This is a genomic window from Burkholderia sp. LAS2 (genome assembly GCF_018417615.1).
GTDB lineage: Bacteria > Pseudomonadota > Gammaproteobacteria > Burkholderiales > Burkholderiaceae > Burkholderia > Burkholderia sola.
The window spans coordinates 1,519,403-1,543,926 of the sequence record NZ_CP071052.1; the positions used below are offsets into that span (position 1 = coordinate 1,519,403).

Annotated in this window: 27 protein-coding genes; 16 read left to right on the top strand and 11 right to left on the bottom strand. The window is 66.6% G+C overall.

The window, feature by feature from the left end:
- Positions 1 to 61: 61 nt before the first annotated feature.
- Complete coding sequence (gene mltB, locus JYG37_RS07110; RefSeq protein WP_080334139.1) at positions 62 to 1,411, bottom strand: lytic murein transglycosylase B; 1,350 nt, start codon at positions 1,409 to 1,411, stop codon at positions 62 to 64.
- Positions 1,412 to 1,454: 43 nt separating this feature from the next.
- Between mltB and JYG37_RS07115 the strand changes: the two genes are divergently transcribed.
- The gene (locus JYG37_RS07115; protein ID WP_050011533.1) at positions 1,455 to 2,378 is read left to right on the top strand and encodes a histone deacetylase family protein; all 924 of its coding nucleotides are present in this window, start codon (positions 1,455 to 1,457) and stop codon (positions 2,376 to 2,378) included.
- A 30-nt stretch (positions 2,379 to 2,408) separates the two neighbouring features.
- On the opposite strand, the gene JYG37_RS07120 is transcribed toward JYG37_RS07115, so the two are convergent.
- Entirely contained in the window at positions 2,409 to 3,326 is a 918-nt protein-coding gene (locus tag JYG37_RS07120) for an alpha/beta hydrolase (RefSeq protein ID WP_089488259.1), read from the bottom strand.
- 219 nt (positions 3,327 to 3,545) lie between these two features.
- On the opposite strand from JYG37_RS07120, the gene JYG37_RS07125 reads away from it, so the two are divergent.
- The 5 genes from JYG37_RS07125 (at position 3,546) to JYG37_RS07145 (ending at position 7,988) form a co-directional block, all read left to right on the top strand.
- On the top strand, positions 3,546 to 4,580 hold the full coding sequence (locus JYG37_RS07125; protein WP_050011531.1) for a methionine ABC transporter ATP-binding protein: 1,035 nt from the start codon (positions 3,546 to 3,548) through the stop codon (positions 4,578 to 4,580).
- The gene (locus tag JYG37_RS07130; RefSeq protein ID WP_006476559.1) at positions 4,570 to 5,223 is read left to right on the top strand and encodes a methionine ABC transporter permease; all 654 of its coding nucleotides are present in this window, start codon (positions 4,570 to 4,572) and stop codon (positions 5,221 to 5,223) included. Before JYG37_RS07125 ends, JYG37_RS07130 begins: the two co-directional genes overlap by 11 nt.
- 29 nt (positions 5,224 to 5,252) lie before the next feature.
- A complete protein-coding gene (locus JYG37_RS07135) occupies positions 5,253 to 6,047 on the top strand; it encodes a MetQ/NlpA family ABC transporter substrate-binding protein (RefSeq protein WP_213345973.1) in 795 nt (264 codons plus the stop codon).
- 227 nt (positions 6,048 to 6,274) lie between these two features.
- Positions 6,275 to 7,024 (top strand): electron transfer flavoprotein subunit beta/FixA family protein, encoded by a 750-nt coding sequence (locus JYG37_RS07140; RefSeq protein ID WP_213345974.1) that lies wholly within the window; start codon positions 6,275 to 6,277, stop codon positions 7,022 to 7,024.
- 16 nt (positions 7,025 to 7,040) lie between these two features.
- Complete coding sequence (locus JYG37_RS07145; RefSeq protein WP_050011528.1) at positions 7,041 to 7,988, top strand: electron transfer flavoprotein subunit alpha/FixB family protein; 948 nt, start codon at positions 7,041 to 7,043, stop codon at positions 7,986 to 7,988.
- Between the two features lie 326 nt (positions 7,989 to 8,314).
- On the opposite strand, the gene JYG37_RS07150 is transcribed toward JYG37_RS07145, so the two are convergent.
- Positions 8,315 to 9,601 carry a D-amino acid dehydrogenase gene (locus JYG37_RS07150; RefSeq protein WP_050011527.1) on the bottom strand — a complete coding sequence of 429 codons (1,287 nt, stop codon included), beginning with the start codon at positions 9,599 to 9,601 and terminating at the stop codon, positions 8,315 to 8,317.
- A gap of 145 nt (positions 9,602 to 9,746) precedes the next feature.
- On the opposite strand from JYG37_RS07150, the gene JYG37_RS07155 reads away from it, so the two are divergent.
- Entirely contained in the window at positions 9,747 to 10,235 is a 489-nt protein-coding gene (locus tag JYG37_RS07155; protein WP_050011526.1) for an Lrp/AsnC ligand binding domain-containing protein, read from the top strand.
- Positions 10,236 to 10,321: 86 nt separating this feature from the next.
- On the top strand, positions 10,322 to 11,500 hold the full coding sequence (locus JYG37_RS07160; RefSeq protein WP_213345975.1) for a PA0069 family radical SAM protein: 1,179 nt from the start codon (positions 10,322 to 10,324) through the stop codon (positions 11,498 to 11,500).
- Between the two features lie 51 nt (positions 11,501 to 11,551).
- Here JYG37_RS07160 and JYG37_RS07165 read toward each other — a convergent pair whose 3' ends face one another.
- Entirely contained in the window at positions 11,552 to 12,019 is a 468-nt protein-coding gene (locus JYG37_RS07165) for an NINE protein (protein WP_050011523.1), read from the bottom strand.
- A 111-nt stretch (positions 12,020 to 12,130) separates the two neighbouring features.
- Positions 12,131 to 13,270 (bottom strand): PQQ-dependent sugar dehydrogenase, encoded by a 1,140-nt coding sequence (locus JYG37_RS07170; RefSeq protein ID WP_089488262.1) that lies wholly within the window; start codon positions 13,268 to 13,270, stop codon positions 12,131 to 12,133.
- Between the two features lie 152 nt (positions 13,271 to 13,422).
- Between JYG37_RS07170 and rpsP the strand changes: the two genes are divergently transcribed.
- From rpsP to JYG37_RS07200, 6 genes are all read left to right on the top strand, one after another.
- A complete protein-coding gene (gene rpsP, locus JYG37_RS07175) occupies positions 13,423 to 13,677 on the top strand; it encodes a 30S ribosomal protein S16 (RefSeq protein ID WP_006476550.1) in 255 nt (84 codons plus the stop codon).
- 40 nt (positions 13,678 to 13,717) lie between these two features.
- Positions 13,718 to 14,395, top strand: coding sequence for a ribosome maturation factor RimM (gene rimM, locus JYG37_RS07180; RefSeq protein WP_050011517.1), 678 nt, complete (start codon positions 13,718 to 13,720; stop codon positions 14,393 to 14,395).
- Position 14,396: 1 nt separating this feature from the next.
- Positions 14,397 to 15,191 carry a tRNA (guanosine(37)-N1)-methyltransferase TrmD gene (gene trmD, locus JYG37_RS07185; RefSeq protein WP_006476548.1) on the top strand — a complete coding sequence of 265 codons (795 nt, stop codon included), beginning with the start codon at positions 14,397 to 14,399 and terminating at the stop codon, positions 15,189 to 15,191.
- 133 nt (positions 15,192 to 15,324) lie between these two features.
- A complete protein-coding gene (rplS, locus tag JYG37_RS07190; protein ID WP_006486838.1) occupies positions 15,325 to 15,717 on the top strand; it encodes a 50S ribosomal protein L19 in 393 nt (130 codons plus the stop codon).
- A gap of 87 nt (positions 15,718 to 15,804) precedes the next feature.
- Positions 15,805 to 16,491 carry a CoA pyrophosphatase gene (locus tag JYG37_RS07195; RefSeq protein WP_089488263.1) on the top strand — a complete coding sequence of 229 codons (687 nt, stop codon included), beginning with the start codon at positions 15,805 to 15,807 and terminating at the stop codon, positions 16,489 to 16,491.
- Between the two features lie 120 nt (positions 16,492 to 16,611).
- Positions 16,612 to 17,550, top strand: a complete 939-nt coding sequence (locus JYG37_RS07200) for a CobD/CbiB family protein (RefSeq protein WP_050011514.1) — start codon at positions 16,612 to 16,614, stop codon at positions 17,548 to 17,550.
- 81 nt (positions 17,551 to 17,631) lie between these two features.
- Here JYG37_RS07200 and JYG37_RS07205 read toward each other — a convergent pair whose 3' ends face one another.
- The 3 genes from JYG37_RS07205 to JYG37_RS07215 all read right to left on the bottom strand — a co-directional run bounded on the left by JYG37_RS07205 (position 17,632) and on the right by JYG37_RS07215 (position 20,211).
- Positions 17,632 to 17,949 (bottom strand): putative signal transducing protein, encoded by a 318-nt coding sequence (locus JYG37_RS07205; RefSeq protein ID WP_050011512.1) that lies wholly within the window; start codon positions 17,947 to 17,949, stop codon positions 17,632 to 17,634.
- A 64-nt stretch (positions 17,950 to 18,013) separates the two neighbouring features.
- The gene (rsgA, locus tag JYG37_RS07210; RefSeq protein ID WP_050011511.1) at positions 18,014 to 18,955 is read right to left on the bottom strand and encodes a ribosome small subunit-dependent GTPase A; all 942 of its coding nucleotides are present in this window, start codon (positions 18,953 to 18,955) and stop codon (positions 18,014 to 18,016) included.
- The gene (locus tag JYG37_RS07215) at positions 18,952 to 20,211 is read right to left on the bottom strand and encodes a M48 family metallopeptidase (protein WP_124637832.1); all 1,260 of its coding nucleotides are present in this window, start codon (positions 20,209 to 20,211) and stop codon (positions 18,952 to 18,954) included. Before JYG37_RS07215 ends, rsgA begins: the two co-directional genes overlap by 4 nt.
- A gap of 125 nt (positions 20,212 to 20,336) precedes the next feature.
- Between JYG37_RS07215 and orn the strand changes: the two genes are divergently transcribed.
- The gene (gene orn / locus JYG37_RS07220) at positions 20,337 to 20,957 is read left to right on the top strand and encodes an oligoribonuclease (protein WP_050011510.1); all 621 of its coding nucleotides are present in this window, start codon (positions 20,337 to 20,339) and stop codon (positions 20,955 to 20,957) included.
- A 34-nt stretch (positions 20,958 to 20,991) separates the two neighbouring features.
- On the opposite strand, the gene mog is transcribed toward orn, so the two are convergent.
- Entirely contained in the window at positions 20,992 to 21,600 is a 609-nt protein-coding gene (gene mog, locus JYG37_RS07225; protein WP_080334138.1) for a molybdopterin adenylyltransferase, read from the bottom strand.
- Entirely contained in the window at positions 21,584 to 22,186 is a 603-nt protein-coding gene (gene yjgA / locus JYG37_RS07230) for a ribosome biogenesis factor YjgA (RefSeq protein ID WP_275564760.1), read from the bottom strand. Before yjgA ends, mog begins: the two co-directional genes overlap by 17 nt.
- A gap of 127 nt (positions 22,187 to 22,313) precedes the next feature.
- Here yjgA and pmbA point away from each other — a divergent pair, with 127 nt between their 5' ends.
- Complete coding sequence (gene pmbA / locus JYG37_RS07235; protein WP_048984630.1) at positions 22,314 to 23,684, top strand: metalloprotease PmbA; 1,371 nt, start codon at positions 22,314 to 22,316, stop codon at positions 23,682 to 23,684.
- Positions 23,685 to 23,774: 90 nt separating this feature from the next.
- On the opposite strand, the gene JYG37_RS07240 is transcribed toward pmbA, so the two are convergent.
- Positions 23,775 to 24,275, bottom strand: a complete 501-nt coding sequence (locus tag JYG37_RS07240) for a dihydrofolate reductase (protein WP_050011507.1) — start codon at positions 24,273 to 24,275, stop codon at positions 23,775 to 23,777.
- Positions 24,276 to 24,524 lie beyond the last annotated feature (249 nt).

A 24,524-nucleotide genomic window follows, 5' to 3' on the forward strand; every position in this document is an offset into this window, starting at 1 on the left:
CTGCCGCCACACGCGAAAAAAAACGCCGCATATGCGGCGTTTTTGTTTTGTGCGGGCGTGCTTATTGTGCAGGTGCTTCCGTGTCCGCCGCAGGCAACGGGAGCGCGCCGCTCGCTTGCATCTGCGCTTTCACGGCTTCGCCGAGCTGGTACACGGTGAGTGCGTAGAAGAAACTGCGGTTGTAGCGCGTCAGCACGTAGAAGTTCTTCAGGCCGAGCATGTATTCGGTCGCGCGCCCCGGCGTCGGCAGGTCGACCACGGTCACCGGCGTGCCGGCTTCGGTCGTGATGTTGACCGTCGGCTCGTTCAGCGTCATGCCTGCGCGCAGCAGTTGCGACAGCGCCCAGTGCGGTTCGGGCTGGCCGTCGGCGGCGGCCTGTGCGATGCCCAGGCTGCCCGTATCGGGCGTGATTTGCCAGACCACCGGGCGGTCGGTTTCCCAGCCGTGCTGTTTCAGGTAGTTCGCGACGCTGCCGATCGCATCGACAGGACTGCTGCGCAGATCGACGTGGCCCGTGCCGTCGAAGTCGACTGCATATTCGCGGATGCTGCTCGGCAGGAACTGCGGAATCCCGATCGCGCCGGTGTACGAGCCGAGCACGGTGGTGGGGTCGAGCTGGTTGTCGCGGGTCCAGACCAGGAAGTCTTCGAGGTTCTTGCGGAACGTGGCCTGGCGGCTGTCGCGATTCGGCGTGTCCGGGTAGTCGAACGTCAGTGTGGTCAGCGCGTCGAGCACGCGGAAATTGCCCATGTAGCGGCCATAGATCGTCTCGACGCCGATGATGCCGACGATCACCTCGGGCGGCACGCCGAACTGCTCGGACGCGCGCTGCAGCGTCGCCTGGTTCGCCTTCCAGAACTTCACGCCCGCATTGATGCGGATCGGCTCGATGAAGCGCGAACGATAGACGCGCCAGTTCTTCACCGAAGGCGTCGGTGCGGGCCTCACGAGCTTGACGGCCGTGGCCGAGTAGCTGACGCGCGAGAACAGCGCATGCAGGCTCGCCGAATCGAAGCCGTTGCGGCTCACCATCTCGTCGATGAACGCGTCGACCTTCGCGTTGCTCGCGTAACGCTGCGGAACGATTTCCTCTTCGAACGTCTGGCCTTGCGGCGTCGGCTGCTGTGGCTGGGCCTGGGCGACGAGCGTGCCGGCGGGCTTCGCCGGCTGCGTCTGCGCGACGGCGGGCGCGGTGCCGAGGGCCGCCGCGACGGCAGCGACGACGAGCGGAGCGCGAACACGGAACAGCGCGGAGAGAAGGGCGGCGGGCTTGCTGGAATTCATGTCGAAGCGGGCGGACAGGGCGATTGTGTTCGGCGCAGTATACCCGACGCATCCGGCGCGCCGGGCCGAAGCCGGCCGCCGTTGTGGTAAGTTAGCGGCGAATTCGCGGCAGACGATGGACATCATTGACGGAGACCTGCGACGCACCGCGCGCCGCGGACGACAGCTTATGGCAACCGCTTTCTATACGCACCCCGACTGCATGCTGCACGAGATGGGGGAATGGCATCCGGAATGTCCGGCCCGCCTGTCGGCGATCCAGGATCAACTGATCGCGAGCCGCATCGACGACCTGATCGTGCACGAAACCGCGCCGTTCGCGAGCGAGGTCGCGCTCGGCCGCGTGCATACGCAGGCGCACATCGACTACATCCGCAGCATGACGCCGGTCGACGGTTACGTCGAGATCGATCCCGATACGCTGATGAATCGCGACACGTGGCGCGCGGCACTGCGCGCGGCCGGCGCCGCGGTCGCGGCGACCGATGCGGTGATCGAAGGCCGCTACGCGAATGCGTTCTGCGGCGTCCGGCCGCCCGGTCATCATGCGGAGCCGGCGCGCGCGATGGGCTTCTGCTTCTTCAACAACGTCGCGATCGCCGCGCGGCACGCGCTCGACGTACACGGCATCGAGCGTGTCGCCATCATCGATTTCGACGTGCACCACGGCAACGGCACCGAGGCGGCGTTCGCGAACGACGAGCGCGTGCTGATGTGCAGTTTCTTCCAGCATCCGCTGTATCCGTTCTCGGGCGTCGATCACCAGGCGCCGAACATGGTCAACCTGCCGATGCCCGCACGCAGCAACGGGATGGCGATCCGCGAAGCCGTCGACATGCTGTGGCTGCCGCGCCTCGACGCATTCAAGCCGCAGATGCTGTTCGTGTCGGCCGGGTTCGATGCGCATCGCGAGGACGACATCGGCAATCTCGGTCTCGTCGAGGCCGACTTCGAATGGCTGACCGCGCGGATCGTCGACGTCGCGCGCCGGCATGCGCAGGGCCGTATCGTCAGCTGCCTCGAGGGCGGTTACAACCTGTCCGCGCTCGGCCGCAGCGTCGTCGCGCACCTGCGCGTGCTCGCCGGGATCTGATTCCCGCTCGACCGGCCGGTCAGGGCGCGCTCAGCGCGCCGGCACGCGCGCGTGAATCCACGCGATCAGCGCGTCGATCACGCGGTCGCGTTCGAGATCGTTCATCGTTTCGTGGAAGCCGCCCTCGTACAGCGTCAGCGTACGATCGGGCGAGCCGACGCGTGCGCCGAACGAACGGCTGCCGTCGGGTTCGGTCAGCTTGTCCTCGGTGCCGTGATAGACGAGCACCGGGACGCGCAGCGCGCCGCGGCCGGCTTCGATGCGCGCCATCGCGTCGAGAATCTCCGCGCCGGTGCGGGCGGGCACTGCGCCGTGATGCACGAGCGGATCGGCGCGATTGGCCGCGACGATGGCCGGATCGCGCGACAGCAGGGCCGCGTCGATCCTGATCGCGGGGAAGGTGGGCCACACACGGCTGATGACGCGGCTGACCGCGAGCATCCAGCGCGGCACGTCGCGCCCTGGCGCAAGCGCCGGGCTCGACAGCACGAGGCCCGCCAGCGCGTGGCCGCGGGCGGGTGCGCGTTCGATCGCGTAGAGCGCCGCGACCGCGCCGCCCATGCTGTGCCCCATCAGGAACAGCGGCGCATCGCCGCGCGCGGCTTCGGCGACCAGCGCATCCGCGTCGTTCAGGTAGCCGTCGAAACGGTCGACCCACACGCGCGTGCCGGGCGACTGGCCATGCCCGCGCAGATCGATCGCCAGCACGTCGATGCCCGCTGCGTTCAGCCGGCCGGCGAGCGCGGCATAGCGGCCCGCGTGTTCGGCGAGGCCGTGCACCAGCGCGATCGTCGCGTGCGGCGGCGCGGCGCCGTCGCCGGCCGGCCAGCGGTACGACGCCAGTTCGAGCCCGTCCGCGGTACGCAGGCGGCCCATGCGCGGCGCGGGCGCCGAAGGTACCGACCCGGCGGTGGCGGGCGCGGCGGCCCGCGGGGTGGTGGTGCTCATCGGGCGTGTCTCCTGGTCGTTGGCATGTGCGTTTCGCGATCATAGTCGCGGCCCTCCGGCGCGGGCCCAGCAGCGCCCCTCTAATTTCGTCTGGTTATGAAAAGATCGAAATCGATTATTAAGTGGAATGAGGGGTTTGCGGTAAAATCGCCGGCTATTCCAGATGCATCGGCGGCCGACTGGCGGGCCAACTCGCCGGCCGGCCGCCATTTTGTTTACATGATCGAATTACGCAATCTTTCGCAGCGTTTCCCCGGCCCGGGCGGCTGGGTCGAAGCGTTGCACAACGTCAACCTGACGATCCCGCAAGGCGAGGTGTTCGGCATCATCGGCCGAAGCGGCGCCGGCAAGAGCACGCTCGTGCGCACCATCAACCTGCTGACGCGGCCGACCGAAGGCAATGTCGTCGTCGGCGGGCGCGATCTCACGCTGCTGTCGGCCGGCGCGCTGCGCGAAGCGCGCCGCGAGATCGGCATGATCTTCCAGCACTTCAACCTGCTGTCGTCGCGCACGGTGTTCGACAACGTCGCGCTGCCGCTCGAACTGGCCGGCGCGAGCCGTGCCGACATCGAGGCCGCCGTGCTGCCGCTGCTCGATCTGGTTGGGCTGTCCGCGCAGAAGGATCGCTATCCGGCGCAGATCAGCGGCGGGCAGAAGCAGCGCGTCGGCATCGCCCGCGCGCTGGCGAGCCAGCCGAAGGTGCTGCTGTCGGACGAAGCGACGTCCGCGCTCGACCCCGAAACCACGCGCTCGATCCTCGATCTGCTGAAGCGCATCAACCGCGAGCTCGGCCTGACCATCGTGCTGATCACGCACCAGATGGAAGTGATCAAGCAGGTCTGCGATCGCGTCGCGGTGCTCGATGCGGGTCGCGTGGTCGAGGAAGGCCGCGTGATCGACGTGTTTCTGCAGCCGCACCACGAAGTGACGCGCGCGCTGATCGGCGACGTGATCGCGCAGGAACTGCCGCCCGCGCTGAAGGCGCGCGTGGCCGAGCGGCTGAAGACGGGCCGCGGGCATCTGCTGCGGCTCGCGTTCACGGGCTCGGGGGTCGACCAGCCGATCCTGTCGGAGACGATCCGCCGGTACGAACTCGATTTCAACATCCTGCACGGCCAGATCGACGAGATCCAGGGGCAGGCATTCGGTTCGCTCGCGGTGCTCGCGGGCGGCGAGCCGGGCAAGGTCGGGCAGGCGCTCGCGTTCCTGCGCGAGCAAGGTGTGGTGGTAGAGGAGCTTTCGTATGTTGAGTGAGATGTTCGATATGTTCGTGCAGTCGTTCTGGGAGACGCTGATCATGGTCGGCATCTCCGGGGCGGTCGGCGCGCTCGTCGGCCTGCCGCTCGGCGTGCTGCTCTACCTGACCGACCGCCAGGGCGTGCTGCAGAACCTCGCGGTGAATCGCGTGCTCGGCGGCATCGTGAATGCCGTCCGCTCGACGCCGTTCATCATCCTGCTGGTCGCGGTGATTCCGTTCACGCGGCTCGTCACGGGTTCGTCGATCGGCACGGCCGCGGCGGTCGTGCCGCTGACGCTCGCGTCCGCGCCGTTCATCGCGCGTCTCGTCGAAACGGCGCTGCGCGAAGTCGACCGCGGGCTGATCGAGGCCGCGCAATCGATGGGCGCGACCACGTCGCAGATCGTCTTCAAGGTGCTGCTGCCCGAATCGCTGCCGGGCATCGTCGCGGGCCTGACGATCACGTTCGTGTCGCTGGTCGGCTATTCGGCGATGGCGGGCGCGATCGGCGGCGGCGGGCTCGGCGATCTCGGAATCCGCTACGGTTACCAGCGCTATCTGCCCGAAGTGATGTGGACGGTCGTCGCAATCCTGATCGTGTTCGTGCAGATCGTGCAATCGTTCGGCGACTGGCTGGTGCGCCGGCTCAGCCACAAATAAAACCAAACCGATCCGATAGGGGAGAAACGATGCAACGACGCTTCATGCTCAAGTTCGCGGCGGCGCTGGGCGCGGCCGCACTGTTCGCGGGCGCGCATGCGCAGGCCGAAACCATCAAGGTCGGCGTGACGGGCGGCCCGCACGCGCAGATCATGGAAGTGGTGAAGAAGGTCGCGGCGAAGGACGGCCTGGAGATCCGCATCGTCGAATTCTCCGATTACGTGCAGCCGAACGCCGCGCTCGCGTCGGGCGACCTCGACGCGAACAGCTACCAGCACGATCCGTATCTGCAGGCGCAGGTGAAGGATCGCGGCTACAAGCTGCTCAAGGTCGCGGACACCGTCACGTTCCCGATGGGCATCTATTCGAAGCGCGTGAAGTCGCTGGCCGAACTGAAGCCGGGCGCGCGCGTCGCGGTGCCGAACGATCCGACCAACGGCGGCCGCGCGCTGCTGTTGCTGCAGAAGCAGGGGCTGCTGAAGCTGCGCGCGGATGCGGGGCTGAAGGCGACGCCGCTCGATATCGTCGACAATCCGCGCAAGCTGAAGATCGTCGAACTCGATGCCGCGCAGATTCCGCGTTCGCTCGGCGACGTCGACGTGGCCGCGATCAACACCAACTACGCGATGGAAGCGGGGTTGAAACCGAAACAGGACGCGATCGCGATCGAGGGCCCGAACGGCCCGTACGCGAACATCCTCGCGATCCGCGAGGCGGACCGGAACAAGCCGTGGGTCGCGAAGCTGATCGCCGCGTATCACTCGGCCGACGTGAAGCAGTTCATCGAAGGCAAGTTCGGCGGCGCGGTCATTGCCGCCTGGTAACCGGCAGCGCACGGACGCCCGGCGGGATTAGAGTCGATGATCGAAAACCCGGGCTTTGCGTCCGGGTTTTTTCTCTTTTAAAATAGAACGACCGTTCGCTATCATTGGCGCGTCGCCAAGAAGCGGTATCCTCGACAACCATCATGGTTGGGTCCGCCTGGCCGCGCAGTCATGAGGCCGCGCTATAAAATGGCCTCTGGTCGTATTCGTAACTTTGGAGCGTGTGCATGAAAATCCTGGTGCCAGTGAAAAGAGTGGTCGATTACAACGTGAAGGTCCGCGTGAAGTCGGACAACACGGGAGTCGACATCGCGAACGTGAAGATGTCGATGAACCCGTTCGACGAAATCGCGGTGGAAGAAGCGGTGCGCCTCAAGGAAGCGGGCGTCGCGACCGAAGTGATCGCGGTGTCGGTGGGTGTCACGCAAGCGCAGGAAACGCTGCGCACGGCGCTGGCGATCGGCGCGGATCGCGCGATCCTCGTCGAATCGAACGACAGCGTCGAGCCGCTGGCCGTCGCGAAGATCCTGAAGGCGCTGGTCGACAAGGAGCATCCGCAGCTGGTGATCCTCGGCAAGCAGGCGATCGACGACGATTCGAACCAGACGGGGCAGATGCTGGCCGCGCTGGCAGGTCTGCCGCAAGCGACGTTCGCGTCGAAGGTGACGATCGCCGACGGCAAGGCAACCGTTGCACGTGAAGTCGACGGCGGCGCGGAAACGCTGTCGCTGACGCTGCCGGCGGTGGTCACGACCGACCTGCGCCTGAACGAGCCGCGCTACGTGACGCTGCCGAACATCATGAAGGCGAAGAAGAAGCCGCTGGAAACCGTGAAGCCGGAAGACCTCGGTGTGGACGTCGCGCCGCGTCTGAAGACGCTGAAGGTGGTCGAGCCGCCGAAGCGCGCGGCCGGCGTGAAGGTGCCGGACGTGAAGACGCTGGTCGAGAAGCTGAAGACCGAAGCCAAGGTGCTGTAAGAGGGAGCGCAAAGAAATGACGATTCTGGTGATTGCAGAACACGACAACGCGTCGATCAAGGCCGCGACGCTGAACACGGTGGCGGCGGCGGCCGAAGTTGGCAAATTCGTCGGCGGCGACATCCACGTGCTGGTCGCGGGCCACAACGCGCAAGCGGCGGCCGATGCGGCAGCGAAAATCGCGGGCGTTTCGAAGGTGCTGCTGGCCGACGCGCCGCAACTGGCCGAAGGCCTGGCGGAAAACGTTGAAGCGACCGCGCTGAACATCGCGAAGGACTACTCGCACATCCTCGCGCCGGCGACGGCCTACGGCAAGAACATCGCGCCGCGCATCGCCGCGAAGCTGGACGTCGCACAGATCTCGGACATCACGGCGGTCGATTCGGCCGATACGTTCGAGCGTCCGATCTACGCGGGCAACGCGATCGCGACGGTGCAGTCGAGCGATCCGATCAAGGTGATCACGGTGCGTGCGACGGGTTTCGATCCGGTGGCGGCGGAAGGCGGCAGCGCATCGGTCGACAAGATCGAAGCGGCAGCCGACGCCGGCAAGTCGCAGTTCGTGAGCCGTGAAGTGACGAAGCTGGACCGTCCGGAACTGACGTCGGCGAGCATCATCGTGTCGGGCGGCCGCGGTCTGGGCAGCGGCGAGAACTACACGAAGGTGCTGGAGCCGCTGGCCGACAAGCTGTCCGCAGCGCTCGGCGCATCGCGCGCGGCAGTCGACGCCGGCTACGTGCCGAACGACTACCAGGTCGGCCAGACCGGCAAGATCGTCGCGCCGCAGTTGTACATCGCGGTCGGCATCTCGGGTGCGATCCAGCACCTGGCCGGCATGAAGGATTCGAAGGTGATCGTCGCGATCAACAAGGATCCCGAAGCACCGATCTTCAGCGTGGCCGACTACGGCCTTGTCGGCGATCTGTTCTCGCTCGTGCCGGAGCTCGTGAGCGAGCTCGGCTGACGCGGCGTGACGCTTCAGCGGTAAGCACACAAGAAGAGGGGCGCGACGAGCGCCCCTTTTTTCGTTGTGTGGTCGTTGAATGAGGAGCGGATATCGCTCGTCCGGACGATTCGCGCTCGTACCGTGCCGCGCCGAACATATCGTCGCGCAGGCACGGCGGGTAACGTCGATTCGTTCAACGGACGACGCGTGCATGCGCGCGTCGACTGAAGCGTCGTGCCGAGTGGCCACTCGCAGTCGAGTCGCAGTCGCCAAAACGAGAAAAGCGCCCTCGGGCGCCTTTCTCGTTGATGCAATCGGCCCGCATCGCAGCGGGCCGTTCCGGTTTACGCGTAGGCCGGGCGCGTCTGGCCGGGCACGTCCTTCAGGTAACGATGCACCGACAGGTCGTCGGCCTGGATCGCGGGCATCTTGCCCGAGATCAGGTCCGCGAGCAGTTGGCCCGAGCCGCACGACATCGTCCAGCCGAGCGTGCCGTGGCCGGTGTTCAGGAACAGGTTCGACACCGGCGTGCGGCCGACGATCGGCGTGCCGTCCGGCGTCATCGGGCGCAGGCCCGTCCAGAACGTCGCTTTCGACGTGTCGCCGCCGCCCGGGAACAGGTCGTTCACGCACATCTCCAGCGTTTCGCGGCGCGCCGCGCGCAGCGTCTTGTCGAAGCCGACGATTTCCGCCATGCCGCCGACGCGGATGCGCTGGTCGAAGCGCGTGATCGCGATCTTGTAGGTCTCGTCGAGCACGGTCGACACCGGCGCGGCGGCTTCGTTGACGATCGGCGCGGTGATCGAATAGCCCTTGAGCGGATAGACGGGAATCTTCATCAGGTGGGAGATGAAGCGGGTCGAGTACGAGCCGAGCGCGACGACGTACGCGTCGGCACGCACCGTCTCGCTGCCGCACTGCACGCCGGCGATCTTGCCGCCCGCGATCGCGAGCGCATCGATCGGCGTGTTGTAGCGGAACTTGACGCCGAGCGATTCGGCGAGCGCGGCGAGGCGCGTCGTGAACAGCTGGCAATCGCCGGTTTCGTCGCCCGGCAGGCGCAGGCCGCCCGTCAGCTTGTGCGAGACGGCGGCGAGCGCCGGTTCGGCATGCTTCAGTTCGGCCGGCGACAGCAGTTCGAACGGCACGTTCGCTTCCTGCAGCACGGCGATGTCCTTCGCCGCGCCGTCGAGTTGCTGCTGCGTGCGGAACAGTTGCAGCGTGCCACCCGTGCGGCCTTCGTATTCGATGCCGGTATCGGCGCGCAGCGCCTGCAGGCAGTCGCGGCTGTATTCGGCGAGACGGACCATGCGGCCCTTGTTGACTGCATAGCGCTCGGCCGTGCAGTTGCGCAGCATCTGAACCATCCACTGGAGCTGGAAGCGCGTGCCGTCGAGACGGATCGCGAGCGGCGCATGCTTTTCGAACATCCACTTGACGGCCTTCAGCGGCACGCCGGGCGCGGCCCACGGTGCCGCATAGCCGGGAGAGATCTGGCCTGCGTTCGCGAAGCTCGTCTCCAGCGCCGGGCCGGCTTCCCGGTCGATCACCGTGACTTCATGACCGGCGCGCGCAAGGTAATACGCGCTTGCCACGCCCACTACACCGCTGCCCAGAATGACGACTCGCATAGCTGCTCCAGATGGAAGGAACCAGGTCGAGGCCGGGCGCACCTGCGGCTCCGTGTAACCTCTAGCTGATCTAGTTTTTTGCGCTATGGTATTGTCGAATGTGCAGTTTTTGTTATTGTATTTTTCTGGTTTTCAGCATAAACAAATGAGAACGCAACGTCAGCCCGTACGTACGCTCGACAAGCTCGACCGGCGCATCCTGAAACTGCTCCAGGACGACGGCCGGATGGCGATGAAGGACCTCGCGGAACAGGTCGGACTGACCGTCACGCCGTGCATCGAGCGCGTGCGGCGCATGGAGCGCGACGGCGTGATCACCGGCTATCACGCGCGGGTCGACCCGCATCAGCTGGATGCCGCGCTGCTGGTGTTCGTCGAGATCACGCTCGGCCACAAGGGCGGCAACATGTTCGAGCAGTTCCGCCGGGAAGTGATGAAGATCGACGAGGTGCTCGAATGCCATCTCGTCTCCGGCGATTTCGACTACCTGATCAAGGCGCGGATCGGCGAGATGGCCGACTACCGGAAACTGCTCGGCGACATCCTGCTGCAGTTGCCCGGCGCCGTGCAGTCGAAGAGCTATGTCGTGATGGAGGAAATCAAGGAAACGCTGACGATTGCGGTCGGCGAGTGATGGGCGGCCCGTCGTCGGGCCCTTTATCCCACCCTTGGCATGCTGCGCCCAATACTGTATAAATGTACAGTATTGGGCGCAGGCGAATGGGTGGGCACATGGACGATCTGTCCGACAACGAATTTCCGGTAGCGCCGCCCGTGCCCCGCAAGGGGCGCGGCGCGGTCGACAACCTGCAGGGGCGGTATGAAATCGCGCAGCGCGAAGCGGTGGACGACGGCTGGACGCACGCGTCCGACGATGCCGATTTCCCCGCGCCGCTGCGCACGCAGGTCTTCGAGGAGCGGGCGAAGAGCATCCTGACGCGCAACCAGTCGCCCGATATTCCGTTCAGCGTGTCGCTCAATCCGTATCGCGGCTGCGAGCACGGCTGTATCTATTGCTTCGCGCGGCCGACGCACAGCTACCTCGGGCTGTCGCCGGGGCTCGATTTCGAAAGCCGCATCTACGCGAAGGTCAATGCAGCCGAACTGCTCGAGCGCGAGATTTCGCGCAAGCGCTACGTGCCGGAGCCGATCGCGCTCGGCGTCAACACCGACGCGTACCAGCCGGTCGAGCGCGACCTGCGCATCACGCGCAGCGTGATCCAGGTGATGCACGACCGCGGGCTGCCGTTCGCGGCGATCACGAAGTCGTCGCTGATCGAGCGCGATCTCGACCTGCTCGCGCCGATGGCCGAACGCGGGCAGGTGATGGCGGCGGTCACGATCACGACGCTCGATGCCGAACTGGCGCGCACGCTCGAGCCGCGCGCGGCCACGCCGGCGCGGCGGTTGCGCACGATCCGTGCGCTGCGCGATGCGGGCGTACCGGTCGGCGTGAGCATTGCACCGGTGATTCCGTTCGTGACCGAGCCCGACATGGAGCACGTGCTGGAGGCCTGCGCGGAAGCCGGTGCGACGCATGCGAGCTACATCGTCCTGAGGTTGCCGTGGGAGGTCGCGCCGCTGTTCAAGCAGTGGCTTGCCGCGCATTTTCCCGATCGCGCGGAGCGCGTGATGAATCGCGTGCGCGACATGCGCGGCGGCAAGGATTACGACTCGGATTTCTCGAAACGGATGAAGGGCGAGGGGATCTGGGCCGACCTGCTGCGGCAGCGCTTCCGTCAGGCCGTCAAGCGGCTCGGGTTGAACGAACGCACGAACGGCATCCTCGATCTGTCGCGGTTCCGCGGTGCGCCTGCCGCCGGGGCGCCGGCGCCGCGCGTCGCGGTTCGTGCAGCTGGCGCGAAATCGCGCGACGACATGCAGTTGAACCTGTTCTGACCGGCGAGCAACGCAGTCGCCGGTGGGCCGTATCGACTGTATTGGTCGTGCTTACTGCGAAATCTGCTTGGCCGCTTCAACCTGCGATTCGAAGTACGTCTGGAACGACAGCGCGAGTGCGGTCATCAACAGGAACGCACCGATCAGCAGCGAGAAGATCACGACGAAGATCACGGTCCAGCCCGACTGGCTCTGCTTGCCGGTGTCGGCGTTGAATTGCGCATCCCATTTTTCATCGGGGCGCAGCCCGTAGACGAGTGCGGCGAGGAACGCCGCCAGCAGCGAGATTGCACCGGGCACCGCGAGCCACCAGCCGAGGCCGGCGCTGCGCTGGGTTGCGGCAAGCAGCAGGAAGCCCGGGATGCCGACGATCGTCGCGAGCAGGTGGGCCCAGCCGTATACGTCGCGAAAGCCGTACAGATAGAAGCGATGCGCGCCGATCGACCCGAGCAGGAACGCGAGGGCGGCGGTGAGCGTCTTGGAGCGGAAGCGGCGGGGCGATGCGGTGCTGCTGGACATGGATGGCGGCGTAGTGTCGTTGGCATGGGCGGGGCCGGCAGGCCGGCGCGGGCGCGCGGCCCGGCACGCATTCTACGATGCCCGGTCGGGGCCGGTCACCCCTCGCGTGCGTCAGGGTGCCGCATACGTCACGCGGTAGATCGCGCCCGCGTAATCGTCGCTGACGAGCAGCGAACCGTCCGGCAGCGGCAATACATCGGCCGGGCGTCCCCATGCCGTGCCGTCGGGCCGCAGCCAGCCCGTGACGAACGGCGTTTGACGAGCATGGCTGCCGTCCGCCGAGACGACCACGCGCATCACGCGGTAGCCGACCTTCGTGCGGCGGTTCCACGAGCCGTGTTCGGCAATGAAGACGTTATTGCGATAAGACGCCGGAAACATCGGCCCGGTGTAGAAGCGCATCCCGAGCGCCGCGACGTGCGCACCGAGTTTCAGGACCGGCGGCACATAACGTCGGCACGCGTCGGCGCTGCCGAATTCGGGGTCGGGCGTATCGCCGCCGTGGCAGTATGGAAAACCGAAGTCGAGGCCGGCGCGCGGCGCGCGGTTCAGCTTGTCGTCCGGTACGTCGTCGCCCATCAGGTCGCGCCCGTTGTCGGTGAACCAGAGCTCGCCCGAATCCGGGTGCCATGCAAAGCCGACCGTGTTGCGTATGCCGCGCGCGACCACTTCACGCCCGCTGCCGTCGGCGTTCATCCGCGCGATGATCGCGTAGCGGCTGCGATCGGCGAGGCAGACGTTGCACGGTGCGCCGATCGGCACGTACAGCTTGCCGTCGGGGCCGAACGCGATGAATTTCCAGCCGTGATGGTGATCGGTCGGCAGTGCGTCGGTCACGACGACGGGCGCGGGCGGTTTCGCGAGCCGGTCGTCGATATGATCGACGCGCAGGATGCGCGACACGGCGGATATATAAAGGGCGCCGTCGAGGTAGGCCACCCCGACGGGCATGTCGAGCACGGACGCGATCACGTAGCGTGCGCTGATCCGGCCCTCGTGCATCACCAGTGCGTGGACGCGGCCGTCCCGCGTGCCGACATACAGGATGCCGCGCGGCGACCACGCCATTTCCCGTGCGGCCGGGACGGCGTCGGTCAGCACGTCCACATGGAAGCCGGGCGGCACGACGAGTTCGTTCACAGGCAGCGGCGCGGCAAACGCCGGGGCCGACGCGAGGCAGGCGAGGCCGGCAAGCAGCGCCGCGAACAGGTGCTGCACGCGGCGCATCGGGGCGGCGCGAAGAGGCGGCATGACGGTCGGTAGCATCCTGGACACGACGATTGTATGCCCGGCGGACGGGCCGTCCGCGGATTTTTACGCGTAAGTGTTTGTTGTACCTCTGGTTTCCGGCTATAATCGCGTGTTTCAGTAGTTTCGAACCCGGTTTTCCCGAAGGACATCATATGGTTATCATCCGTCTGGCTCGTGGCGGCTCGAAGAAGCGCCCGTTCTACAACATCGTTGCTACCGATTCGCGCAACCGTCGTGACGGCCGCTTCATCGAACGCGTCGGCTTCTACAACCCGGTCGCCACGAAGGGCGAATCGCTGCGTATCGCTCAGGATCGCCTGACGTACTGGCAAGGCGTTGGCGCGCAACTGTCGCCGACCGTCCAGCGTCTGGTGAAGGAAGCGCAAAAGGCGCAACCGGCTGCCTAATGGCACGGTGTGCCGGTCGTGCCGGCTGTGAGGTGCATTGATGGCGGGTCACGATTCCGGTAATGCAAGGCGCGGGCGTGCGTCATTCGGCGCATTCGTCCGCAAGCCGGTCGAGCGCGACGCGGTCGCGAACGCCGGTCAGGCTGCCGAACCAGGCAGTCCCGACGCGACGCAAGCCTGGCCCGACGATGCCGTCGAGGTCGGGGCGGTGGTCGACGCCTACGGCCTGAAGGGCTGGGTCAAGGTGGCGACGCATGCCGATGCCGGTCGCGGCGGCGACGCGCTGCTCAACGCGCGTCGCTGGTGGCTGGAACGCGGTGCGGAGCGGCTTTCCGTCCGCATCATGCAGTCGAAGACGCACAGCGATACTGTCGTTGCGCAACCCGCGGGCGTCAGCGACCGCGATGCCGCGCTGTTCATGCGCGGCTTTCGCGTGTTCGTGCGCCGGGAAGATTTCCCGGCACTGGCCGCGGACGAATTCTATTGGGTCGACCTGATCGGTCTCGAGGTCGTCAACGAGCAATCGGTGGCGCTCGGGAAGGTGAGCGGGATGATCGACAACGGCGTGCATTCGATCATGCGTGTCGAGTATCCGGCAACCGGTAAAGACGGTCAGCCGACCACCGACGAGCGATTGATTCCGTTCGTCGGCGTCTACGTCAAAACGGTGGATCAGGCGGCGCGTCGCATCGTCGTCGACTGGGAAGCCGATTACTGAAATGAACCAGGTTACCGAGAGCGCGGTGCAGTTCGACGTCGTCACGCTCTTTCCCGAGATGTTCCGTGCACTGACCGACTGGGGAATCACCAGCCGGGCCGTGAAGCAGGGGCGCTTCGGGCTGCGCACCTGGAATCCGCGTGATTTCACGACGGACAACTACCGCACGGTCGACGATCGTCCGTACGGCGGCGGTCCGGGCATGGTGATGCTGGCCAGGCCGCTCGAAGCCGCGATCGACGCCGCGAAAGCGGCGCAGGCGGAGCAGGGCATCGCGAGCACGCGCGTCGTGATGATGTCGCCGCAAGGCGCGCCGCTCACGCACGATCGGGCGGTGCGGATGGCGCAGGAACCCGGCGTCGTCGTGCTGTGCGGTCGCTATGAGGCGATCGACCAGCGCCTGCTCGACCGTTGCGTCGACGAGGAAATCAGCCTCGGCGATTTCGTGCTGTCGGGCGGCGAATTGCCGGCGATGGCGATGATGGATGCGGTCGTGCGGTTGCTGCCCGGCGTGCTGAACGATTCGCTGTCGGCCGTGCAGGACAGCTTCGCGGACGGCCTGCTCGATTGTCCGCACTACACGCGCCCCGAGGAATACGACGGCGTGCGCGTGCCGGACGTGCTGCTCGGCGGACATCATGCCGAGATCGAGAAGTGGCGGCGCCAGGAAGCATTGAGGAATACGTTGCGGAAGCGGCCGGACCTGATCGTCCGGGCGCGCCGCGAGAAGTTGCTGAGCCGGGCCGACGAGGCGTGGCTCGCGAACCTCGCACGCGAAGCGAAGGACGCCTCCTGAGGCGGCTGCGCGAGCGGGAATTGGCGGTGCCGTACATGCGTGTGCGGCGCCTGATGTGAATCCATCCTCTATCGGGGCCAGGCCTGGAAGCAGGCGGGTGTGAACGCCGACACGATGGCATAAGGAGTCAGTAATGAATCTGATCGCAAAACTTGAGCAGGAAGAGATCGAGCGCGCGCTCGCCGGCAAGACCATCCCCGATTTCGCCCCGGGCGACACGGTGATCGTGAACGTGAACGTGGTTGAAGGTAACCGCAAGCGCGTTCAGGCTTACGAAGGCGTCGTGATCGCGATTCGCAATCGTGGTCTGAACTCGAACTTCATCGTCCGCAAGATCTCGTCGGGCGAAGGCGTCGAGCGTACGTTCCAGACGTACTCGCCGCTGCTGGCAAGCATCGTCGTGAAGCGTCGCGGTGATGTGCGTCGTGCGAAGCTGTACTACCTGCGCGAGCGTTCGGGCAAGTCGGCTCGTATCAAGGAAAAGCTGGTGTCGAAGGATCGCGCCGCAGCAGCTTCCCAAGAGTAAGAGCTGTAAGGAAAAAGCACCCAACCGGGTGCTTTTTTCATTCTGGCGCGACAATATGCTCGATACGACACGAACCCGAGAGCCCCATTGAATCGCCGCCCCATCATCGATCCCGAAGTATTGCCGGTCGAAGGCACCGGCGCCGGCCTGCCTGTCATCGATTCCAGGCTAATGACGCCGTCCGGCCTGCGAGAACGCTTCGCGCGCACGCTCGAGTGGAGCGTCGAACCCGGCGAAGCGAGGCTGCAGGAAGGCGTCGATCCGCGTAGCGCGGCCGTCCTCGTGCCGCTCATCGTCCGCGAGTCGGGCCTCACCGTGCTGCTGACGCAACGCGCCGATCACCTGAACGACCACGCCGGACAGATCAGCTTTCCCGGCGGCCGTCGCGAGCCGTTCGACCACGACGCGACCGCCACCGCGTTGCGCGAGGCGAAAGAAGAGATCGGGCTGGCCGCCGAACGCGTCGAGATTCTCGGCGCGCTGCCCGACTACCTGACCGGCACGGGTTTCTGCGTGACGCCGGTCGTCGGCCTCGTGCATCCGCCGTTCACCGTGCAGGCCGACACGTTCGAAGTCGCCGAGATTTTTGAAGTGCCGCTCGCGTTCGTGATGAATCCCGCGAACCATCAGATCCGCGTGTTCCGGTGGGAAGGCGGCGAGCGTCGTTTTTTTGCCATGCCTTACCCGAACGACGAACCGGACGGGCATTACTTCATCTGGGGCGCAACTGCCGCCATGTTTCGCAATCTGTATCGCTTCTTGGCGGCCGGTTAGGCGGGCGCGCCGGCCGGCGCGCGCGAGCGGCTGCCCGGCGACCGCGCCGGCAGCCATGCGCGGCTGACGCTGTGCTATCGTTATGCAAAAAATGACATAACTCCGAAGACGGCGCCACGCATGACTTTCTTTTCGGTTCTCCTCGCTCTCATCATCGAACAGGTCCGCGCGTTGTCGCCGAGCAATCCGGTGTTCGCACTGTTCCAGTTTCATGCGGAAACCGTCGCGCATGGCCTCGACGCCGGCAAGCAGAAGCATGGGCTCCTCGCCTGGCTCGCGGTCGTGCTGCCGTGGGTGCTGATCGTCGCGCTGATCTATTTCCTGCTGTACAAGGTGAGCTTCGTGCTCGCGTTCCTGTGGAACGTCGCCGTCGTGTATTTCACGCTCGGCTTCCGCCAGTTCAGCCACTACTTCACCGATATCCATCTCGCGCTCAACAACGACGACGTGCCGCGTGCGCGCGAAATCCTGCACGAGTGGACGGGCATCGACACGGTCGACATGCCGGTCGGCGAAATCGTCCGCCATACGCTGATCCACGCGGTCGTCGCGTCGCATCGGCACGTGTTCGGCGTGTTCTTCTGGTACGTGCTGCCGATCGGCCCGGCCGGCGCCGTGCTGTACCGGATTTCCGAATACCTCGCGCGCAGCTGGTCGACGCCGGGCGACGACCGCACGGCCGCGTTCTCGACGTTCGCGCAGCGCGCATTCTTCGTGATCGACTGGATTCCGTCGCGCCTGACGGCGCTCGGCTTCGCGATCGTCGGTAACTTCGAGGATGCGATCTATGCGTGGCGCAACCATACGCGCCAGTGGCCCGACCCGAACGACGGCGTATTGCTGGCCGCGGGCAGCGGCGCGCTCGGCGCGCGTCTCGCGGGGCCGCTCGCGGAGCCGTCGAGCCTCGATGCGCTGGCGGTCGGCGACAGCGGTCCGTTGACGGTCGGTGACGATTGCACGCCGCGCACGCTGCAGTCGGCGGTTGGCCTCGTGTGGCGCGCGGTGATCCTGTGGATGATCCTGCTGTTGATGCTGACGCTGGCCGTGTGGGTATCGTGAGTGATGCGCTAGCCCAGCGCTCGCCAAAATGAGAAGGCCGGCTCGATGCCGGCCTTTTCGCTGTGCGTCGGCGCAGTGCGTTCAGTCGTCGAGCGGGTTGCGCACGGCGCCGCATTGCCAGCACGCGGTGAATTGCGCTTCCAGCGCTTCGCCGCACTGCCGGCAGCGCCAGGGTGCCGCGCCGGCCGACGGGCCGTGCGACGCGGCATCGAGGAGCCGACGGGCGAGCGCGTCGTCGCGTTCGTCGTCGAGCCACAGTTCGGGCGTGCACGCATCGGCGGGCAGGCCGCCGAGCGCGCCGGTCGCATAGCAGTTGTGCAGCTCGCAACCGATGCCGGCCACCTGGAGCACGTTGGCCCAATGCTGTGCGGTCGCGAGGTCGGGTGCCTTGAAACGCATCGCGGCTCCTGTCGATGAAGGCCGGCCCGGCTGGCGCCGGCCGGCCGTCGCACACGTCGAGCGGTCAGCGGACGATCTGGCTCGCCTCATGCACGAGCTGCGCGTACAGCGCGTGCCGGGACGGCGCGATGCGGCCGTCGGCGACGGCTTCGAGGATCGCGCAGCCGGGCTCGTGCAGATGATGACAATTATAGAAACGGCAGTCCGCGAGCAGCGGACGGAATTCCGGAAACGCGCGCTCGAGGCGGCCTTCGGTCAGGTGGTAGAGGCCGAATTCCTGGAATCCCGGCGAATCGATCAGCGCACCGCCGCCTTCCAGCGGGTACAGGCGTGTGAACGTGGTCGTGTGACGGCCGCTGTTGAGCGCGGCCGAAATCTCGCGGGTCGCGGCTTCGGCATCGGGCACGAGCAGGTTCACGAGCGTCGACTTGCCCATCCCGGACTGGCCGAGCAGGATCGTCGAATGCCCGGCGAGATGCGGCATCAACTGCGCGCGCGCGTCGTCCGGCGCGCCTTTCACCGACAGCTCGAGCACGTCGTAGCCGAGCGCGCGGTACGGCGCGAGACGCTCGCGCGCCACCGGCAGCGCGGCTTGGACGTCGATCTTGTTCAGCACGACGAGCGGCTTCAGCTCGTTCGCCTCGGCCGCGATCAGCGCGCGGCCGAGCAGATCCTCGCTGAAATAGGGCTCGGTCGCGAGCACGATCAGCAACTGGTCGAGGTTCGCCGCGAACAGCTTCGACTTGAACTGGTCGGAGCGGTACAGCAGGTTGCGCCGTTCGCCGATCTCCACGATCACGCCCTGGTCGGCCGATGCGAGCTCGTACGCGACGCGGTCGCCGACCGCGATGTCGCTCTTCTTGCCGCGTGGGAAGCATTGCAGCATCGGGCCGCCGTCATCGGGCGCGACGATGTAGTGGCGGCCGTGCGCCGCGATCACGCGGCCTTCGGCCCGCTGCGCGCCGGATGCGCGCGGGGCCGGCTGGCGGGAGGTCGGCCGGCTCATGCGTGCTGCAGCAGGCGGTCGATCCGCTGCGACGCGGGCGGATGCGAGTAGTAGAAGGCCGTGTAGACGGGGTCGGGCGTCAGCGTCGACGCGTTGTCCTCATAGAGCTTCACGAGCGCGCTGACGAGATCCTGCGCGTCGGTCTGGCTGGCCGCGAACGCGTCGGCCTCGAATTCGTGCTTGCGCGACGTGAGGCTGCTGAACGGCGTCGCGAAGAACAGGAACACCGGAATCGCGAGGAAGAACAGGATGAGCGCGGCGCCCGCGTTGCTGGTGTCGAGCGACGGCGTGACGCCGAGCCCCGTGTAGAACCACGTGCGTTGCGCGAGCCAGCCGAGCAGCGCGAGCAGCACGAGGCTCAGCACGAACGACACGAGCATCCGCTTCATCACGTGGCGGCGCTTGAAGTGGCCGAGCTCGTGCGCGAGCACGGCTTCGATCTCCTGGCCGGACAGGCGCGCGAGCAGCGTGTCGAAGAACACGATCCGCTTCGATGCGCCGAAGCCCGTGAAGTACGCGTTGCCGTGCGCGGAGCGGCGGCTGCCGTCCATCACGAACAGCCCCTTGGCCGCGAAGCCGCAGCGCTTCATCAGCGACTCGATGCGCGCGCGCAGCGCGTCGTCCTTCAGCGGCTCGAACTTGTTGAACAGCGGCGCGATGAAGGTCGGGTAGATCAGCAGCACGAGCATCTGGAACGCGACCCAGACGACCCAGGTCCACAGCCACCACAGGTTGCCGGCCTGGTTCATCAGCCACAGCACGACGAACAGCAGCGGCAGGCCGAGCACGGCGCCGAGCAACGTGTTTTTCAGCATGTCGGTGAAGAACAGCCGCTTCGTCATCCGGTTGAAGCCGAAGCGCTGCTCGATCCCGAACTGGCGGTAATACTCGAACGGCACGTCGATCACGCCCGTGATCGCGAGCACCGCGGCGACCAGCGCGACCTGTTGCCCGTAGCCGCGGCCGAGCCAGCCGGTCAGCAGCGTGTCGAGCGCGCCGACGCCGCCGAGCAGCGTGAGGCCGACCAGCACGGCCGCGCTGACGACGATCTCGAGCATCGTCAGCCGGGTGCGCTCGACGGTGTAATCGGCCGCGCGCTGGTGGGCGGTCAGCGGGATGGTGGCGCTGAACTGCGCGGGCACGCCGTTGCGGTGCGCGGCGACGAAGCGGATCTGCCGCGACGCGAGCCACAGCTTGGTGACGACCATCGCGAGTACGGCGGTCGCGAACAGCAGGGTGAACGAAAAGGGTGACATCGAAGGCGCCAAAGGGTTCTATGCGAGAATTATATGTTCTTGCGGACCGGCCCCGCTGATGCGATGCCGACCGCCCGGGCGGCGCCGCGTCGGCGCGCCCGGTTCGCTATTTTCCAGGATGAATCATGACCGATACCGCCGCTTCCGCCAGCCAGCCCGCGCTCGTGCGCAACGAGTTGAACCTCGTCTGGCTCGACATGGAGATGACGGGCCTCGACCCGGATAACGACCGCATCATCGAGATCGCGGTCGTCGTGACCAATTCCACGCTCGACGTCGCCGTCGAGGGCCCGGTGTTCGCGATTCACCAGAGCGACGAGACGCTCGCGAAGATGGACGACTGGAACAAGTCGACGCACGGCCGCTCGGGGCTGATCGACCGCGTGCGCGCGTCGACCGTGACCGAGGCGGAAGCCGCCGCGCAACTGCAGGCGTTCCTCGCGCAGTACGTGTCCCCGGGCAAGTCGCCGATGTGCGGCAACTCGATTTGCCAGGACCGCCGCTTCATGGCGCGCTGGATGCCGGAATTCGAGCGGTTCTTCCACTACCGCAACCTCGACGTCAGCACGCTCAAGGAGCTGTGCCGCCGCTGGCAGCCGGCCATCTACAAAGGTTTCCAGAAGCGGGCGATGCACACCGCGCTCGCCGACATCCACGAGTCGATCGACGAGCTGAAGTACTACCGCGAGCATTTCCTGATTCCGGCCGCATCGGCGCCGGCAGGCGATTCCGTGCCGGCCGCCTGAGCGGGCCGGCACACGTGCGGCGCGCGGCAAACGCTCAGCGCCGCGCGCTTTTCGGGCGGAACGCCGCGACCACCGCGGCGTCGGTCTCGATATACGGGCCGCCGATCAGGTCGATGCAGTAGGGCACCGCGGCGAAGATGCCGGGCACGGTCGACTTGCCGTCGGCGTCGCGCAGCCCTTCCAGCGTTTCGCGGATCGACTTCGGCTGGCCGGGCAGGTTGATGATCAGCGCCGCATGGTCGGCCGTTTCGCGGATCACCGCGACCTGCCGCGACAGGATCGCGGTCGGCACGAAATTCAGGCTGATCTGCCGCATCTGTTCGCCGAATCCCGGCATTTCCTTCGTCGCCACGGCCAGCGTGGCTTCCGGCGTCACGTCGCGACGCGCGGGGCCCGTGCCGCCCGTCGTCAGCACGAGGTCGCAGCCGGCGACGTCGACGAGTTCGGTCAGCGTGGCCGAGATCGTCGGCGCGTCGTCCTGGATCAGGCGCGTTTCGGCGCGCCACGGCGAAACCAGCGTGCCGGCGAGCCATTCCTGCAGCGCCGGAATACCCTTGTCTTCGTAGACCCCCGTACTCGCGCGGTCGCTGATCGACACGAGGCCGACCACGAGCTCGTCCGGGTGGTTAGGCTTCGTCGTCATGGTCGTCTCCGGCGTCGTCGGCCGCGTCGTCGTCGCTGTCGGACGCGCCGCCGGCCGCCTTGATCCACTGGAACAGCTCGCGGAAATAGCGCGGCGGCTTGCCTTGCTGCGCTTCCTTGCGTGCGTTGCGGATCAGCGTGCGGCCTTCCTGGATGTCGGCGTCGGGGTGCTGGCGCAGGAATTCGGTCAGCGCGTCGTCGCTCGCGAGCAGCTGCTCGCGCGTGCGCTCGATCCAGTGCAGGCGGGCCGTCGCGGCCTTGTTCACGCCGCGTTGCGCGTCGAGTGCGGTGCGCAGCGCGGCCGTTTCGTCGTCGGTCAGCGAGCGCATCACGCGGCCGACGTACTGGAGCTGGCGGCGCTTGCCTTCGTGATCGGTGATCCGGCGCGCCTCGCGCACGGCGTCCGCGAGACTTTCGGGCATCGGCATGCGCTTCAGTGCGTCTTTCGGCAGGTCGACGAGCGCCTGGCCGAGCACCTGCAACTCGTGCATTTCGCGCTTCAACTGGGATTTGCTGGGGCGATCGTAGCCGTTGTCGTCTTCTTCGGCGACAGGCTCGATCGGCTGGATTCGGGTTTTGCGTGTCATGGGCCGCATTGTATCGCGGTGCGGACACCCCAAGCTTGTCTGTGCGCGGCCCCGGACCTTGCTATGATCGCGGGATACGCAACATTTTGACCATGCGGGCGCCCGCCCGCCACCGGATACCAAGACGATGGCAGCCAATCTCGACGTACAAGCGCGCTATTTCCCGCACACGCAGGACCAGCTCAAGGAAATCGCATCGGACATCCTTCGCCATGCGAAGGCGCTCGGCGCGACCGACGCCGCGACCGAAATCTCCGAGGGCGACGGCCTGTCGGTGTCGGTGCGCCGCGGCGAAGTCGAAACGATCGAGCACAACCGCGACAAGATGGTCGGCGTCACCGTGTTCATCGGCAAGAAGCGCGGCAACGCGAGCACGTCGGACTTCTCGCCGGCCGCGATCAAGGATACCGTCGCCGCAGCCTACAACATCGCGCGCTTTACGGCAGAGGACGAAGCGGCCGGCCTCGCCGAAGCCGAGCTGCTCGAAACCGATCCGCGCGACCTCGATCTGTACCACCCGTGGGCGCTGAGCGCCGACGAGGCCGTCGAGCTCGCCCGCCGCGCGGAAGACGCCGCGTTCGCGGTCAGCCCGCAGATCCGCAATTCGGAAGGGGCGAGCGTGTCGGCGCAGCACTCGCAGTTCGTGCTCGCGACGTCGCGCGGCTTCCTCGCCGGCTATCCATACTCGCGCCACTACATCGCATGCGCGCCGATCGCGGGCAGCGGCCGCCACATGCAGCGCGACGACTGGTATTCGTCGAAGCGCAGCGCGATCGATCTCGCCGCGCCCGAAGCGGTGGGCCGTTACGCGGCCGAACGCGCGCTCGCGCGGATGGGCGCGCGCCGTCTCGACACGCGCAAGGTGCCCGTGCTGTTCGAGGCGCCGCTCGCGGCCGGCCTGCTCGGCGCGTTCGTGCAGGCGGTGAGCGGCGGCGCGCTGTATCGCAAGACGTCGTTCCTCGTCGACAGCCTCGGCAAGCCGGTGTTCGCGCCGCACGTCCAGGTCGTCGAGGATCCGCACGTGCCGCGCGCGATGGGCAGCGCGCCGTTCGACGAGGAAGGCGTGCGCACGCGTGCGCGCAGCGTCGTGAAGGACGGCGTCGTCGAAGGCTATTTCCTGTCGACCTATTCGGCACGCAAGCTCGGCACGCAAACCACCGGCAACGCGGGCGGCTCGCACAACCTCGCGCTGCGCAGCTCGAACACGCAGGCGGGCGACGACTTCGACGCGATGCTGAAGAAGCTCGGCACGGGCCTGCTGCTGACCGAGCTGATGGGGCAGGGCGTGAACTACGTGACGGGCGACTATTCGCGCGGCGCGGCGGGTTTCTGGGTGGAGAACGGCGTGATCCAGTATCCGGTCGAGGAAATCACCGTCGCCAGCACGCTGCAGGAGATGTTCCGCCATATCGTCGCGATCGGGGCGGACTCGATCGTGCGCGGGACGAAGGAAACCGGCTCGGTGCTGATCGAGCAGATGACGATCGCGGGGCAGTAAGCCGCGCGTGGCGCAGGCCGCCAGGAAACGAAAAAGCCCGACCGGCGTATGTGAGCCGGTCGGGCTTTTTTCATCGTGCGGAAGAAGACGTCAGCCGCGCTTGCGCGTGTAGACGACGAACGCATAGCCGAACGTGTTCGGCGCGGCGGCCCGATGCGCGTCGCGCGAGACTTCCTGCCAGTGCGCGGCGTCGGGCGCCGGGAACGACGCGTCGCCGTCGAAATCGGCATCGATCTCGGTGACGATCAGCTTGTCGGCGAGCGTGAGACCTTCCGCGTAGAGTTGCGCGCCGCCGATCAGGAACGCCTCGGGCACGCCGTCGTGCGCGGCGAGCGCCAGTGCATCGGCGAGCGACGTGACCGTGTCGCAGCCTTCGAAACGGCGCGCGGCGTCGCGCGTGACGACGATGTTGCGGCGGCCGGGCAGCGGCCGGCCGATCGATTCGTGGGTCTTGCGGCCCATCACGATCGGCGCGCCCATCGTCGTGCGCTTGAAGAACGCGAGATCCTCGGGAAGTTTCCAGGGCAACTGGTTGTCGCGGCCGATGATGCCGTTGCGGGCGCGCGCGACGATCAGGGTCAACGTCGTCATGAAGGTCGGGGAAGAGGGAAGACGGAATGGGGCCGATTTTACCGGAACGGCGGCGCGTGCCGGATTCCGCCTGCCGGCGCGGGTATCCGCGTTTCTTGCATCGTGCGCCGCGACGCGTGATGCCCCGCGCCGCGGCGGCCGTCCGAATAAAAAGAGTGCCCGCCGGGGGACGGAGCACAAAAACTTTTTGTGCCGCGAGATCGGCGATACCGGCTCTACCCGATGGCATTCCTTCCGACCGGATCGTCG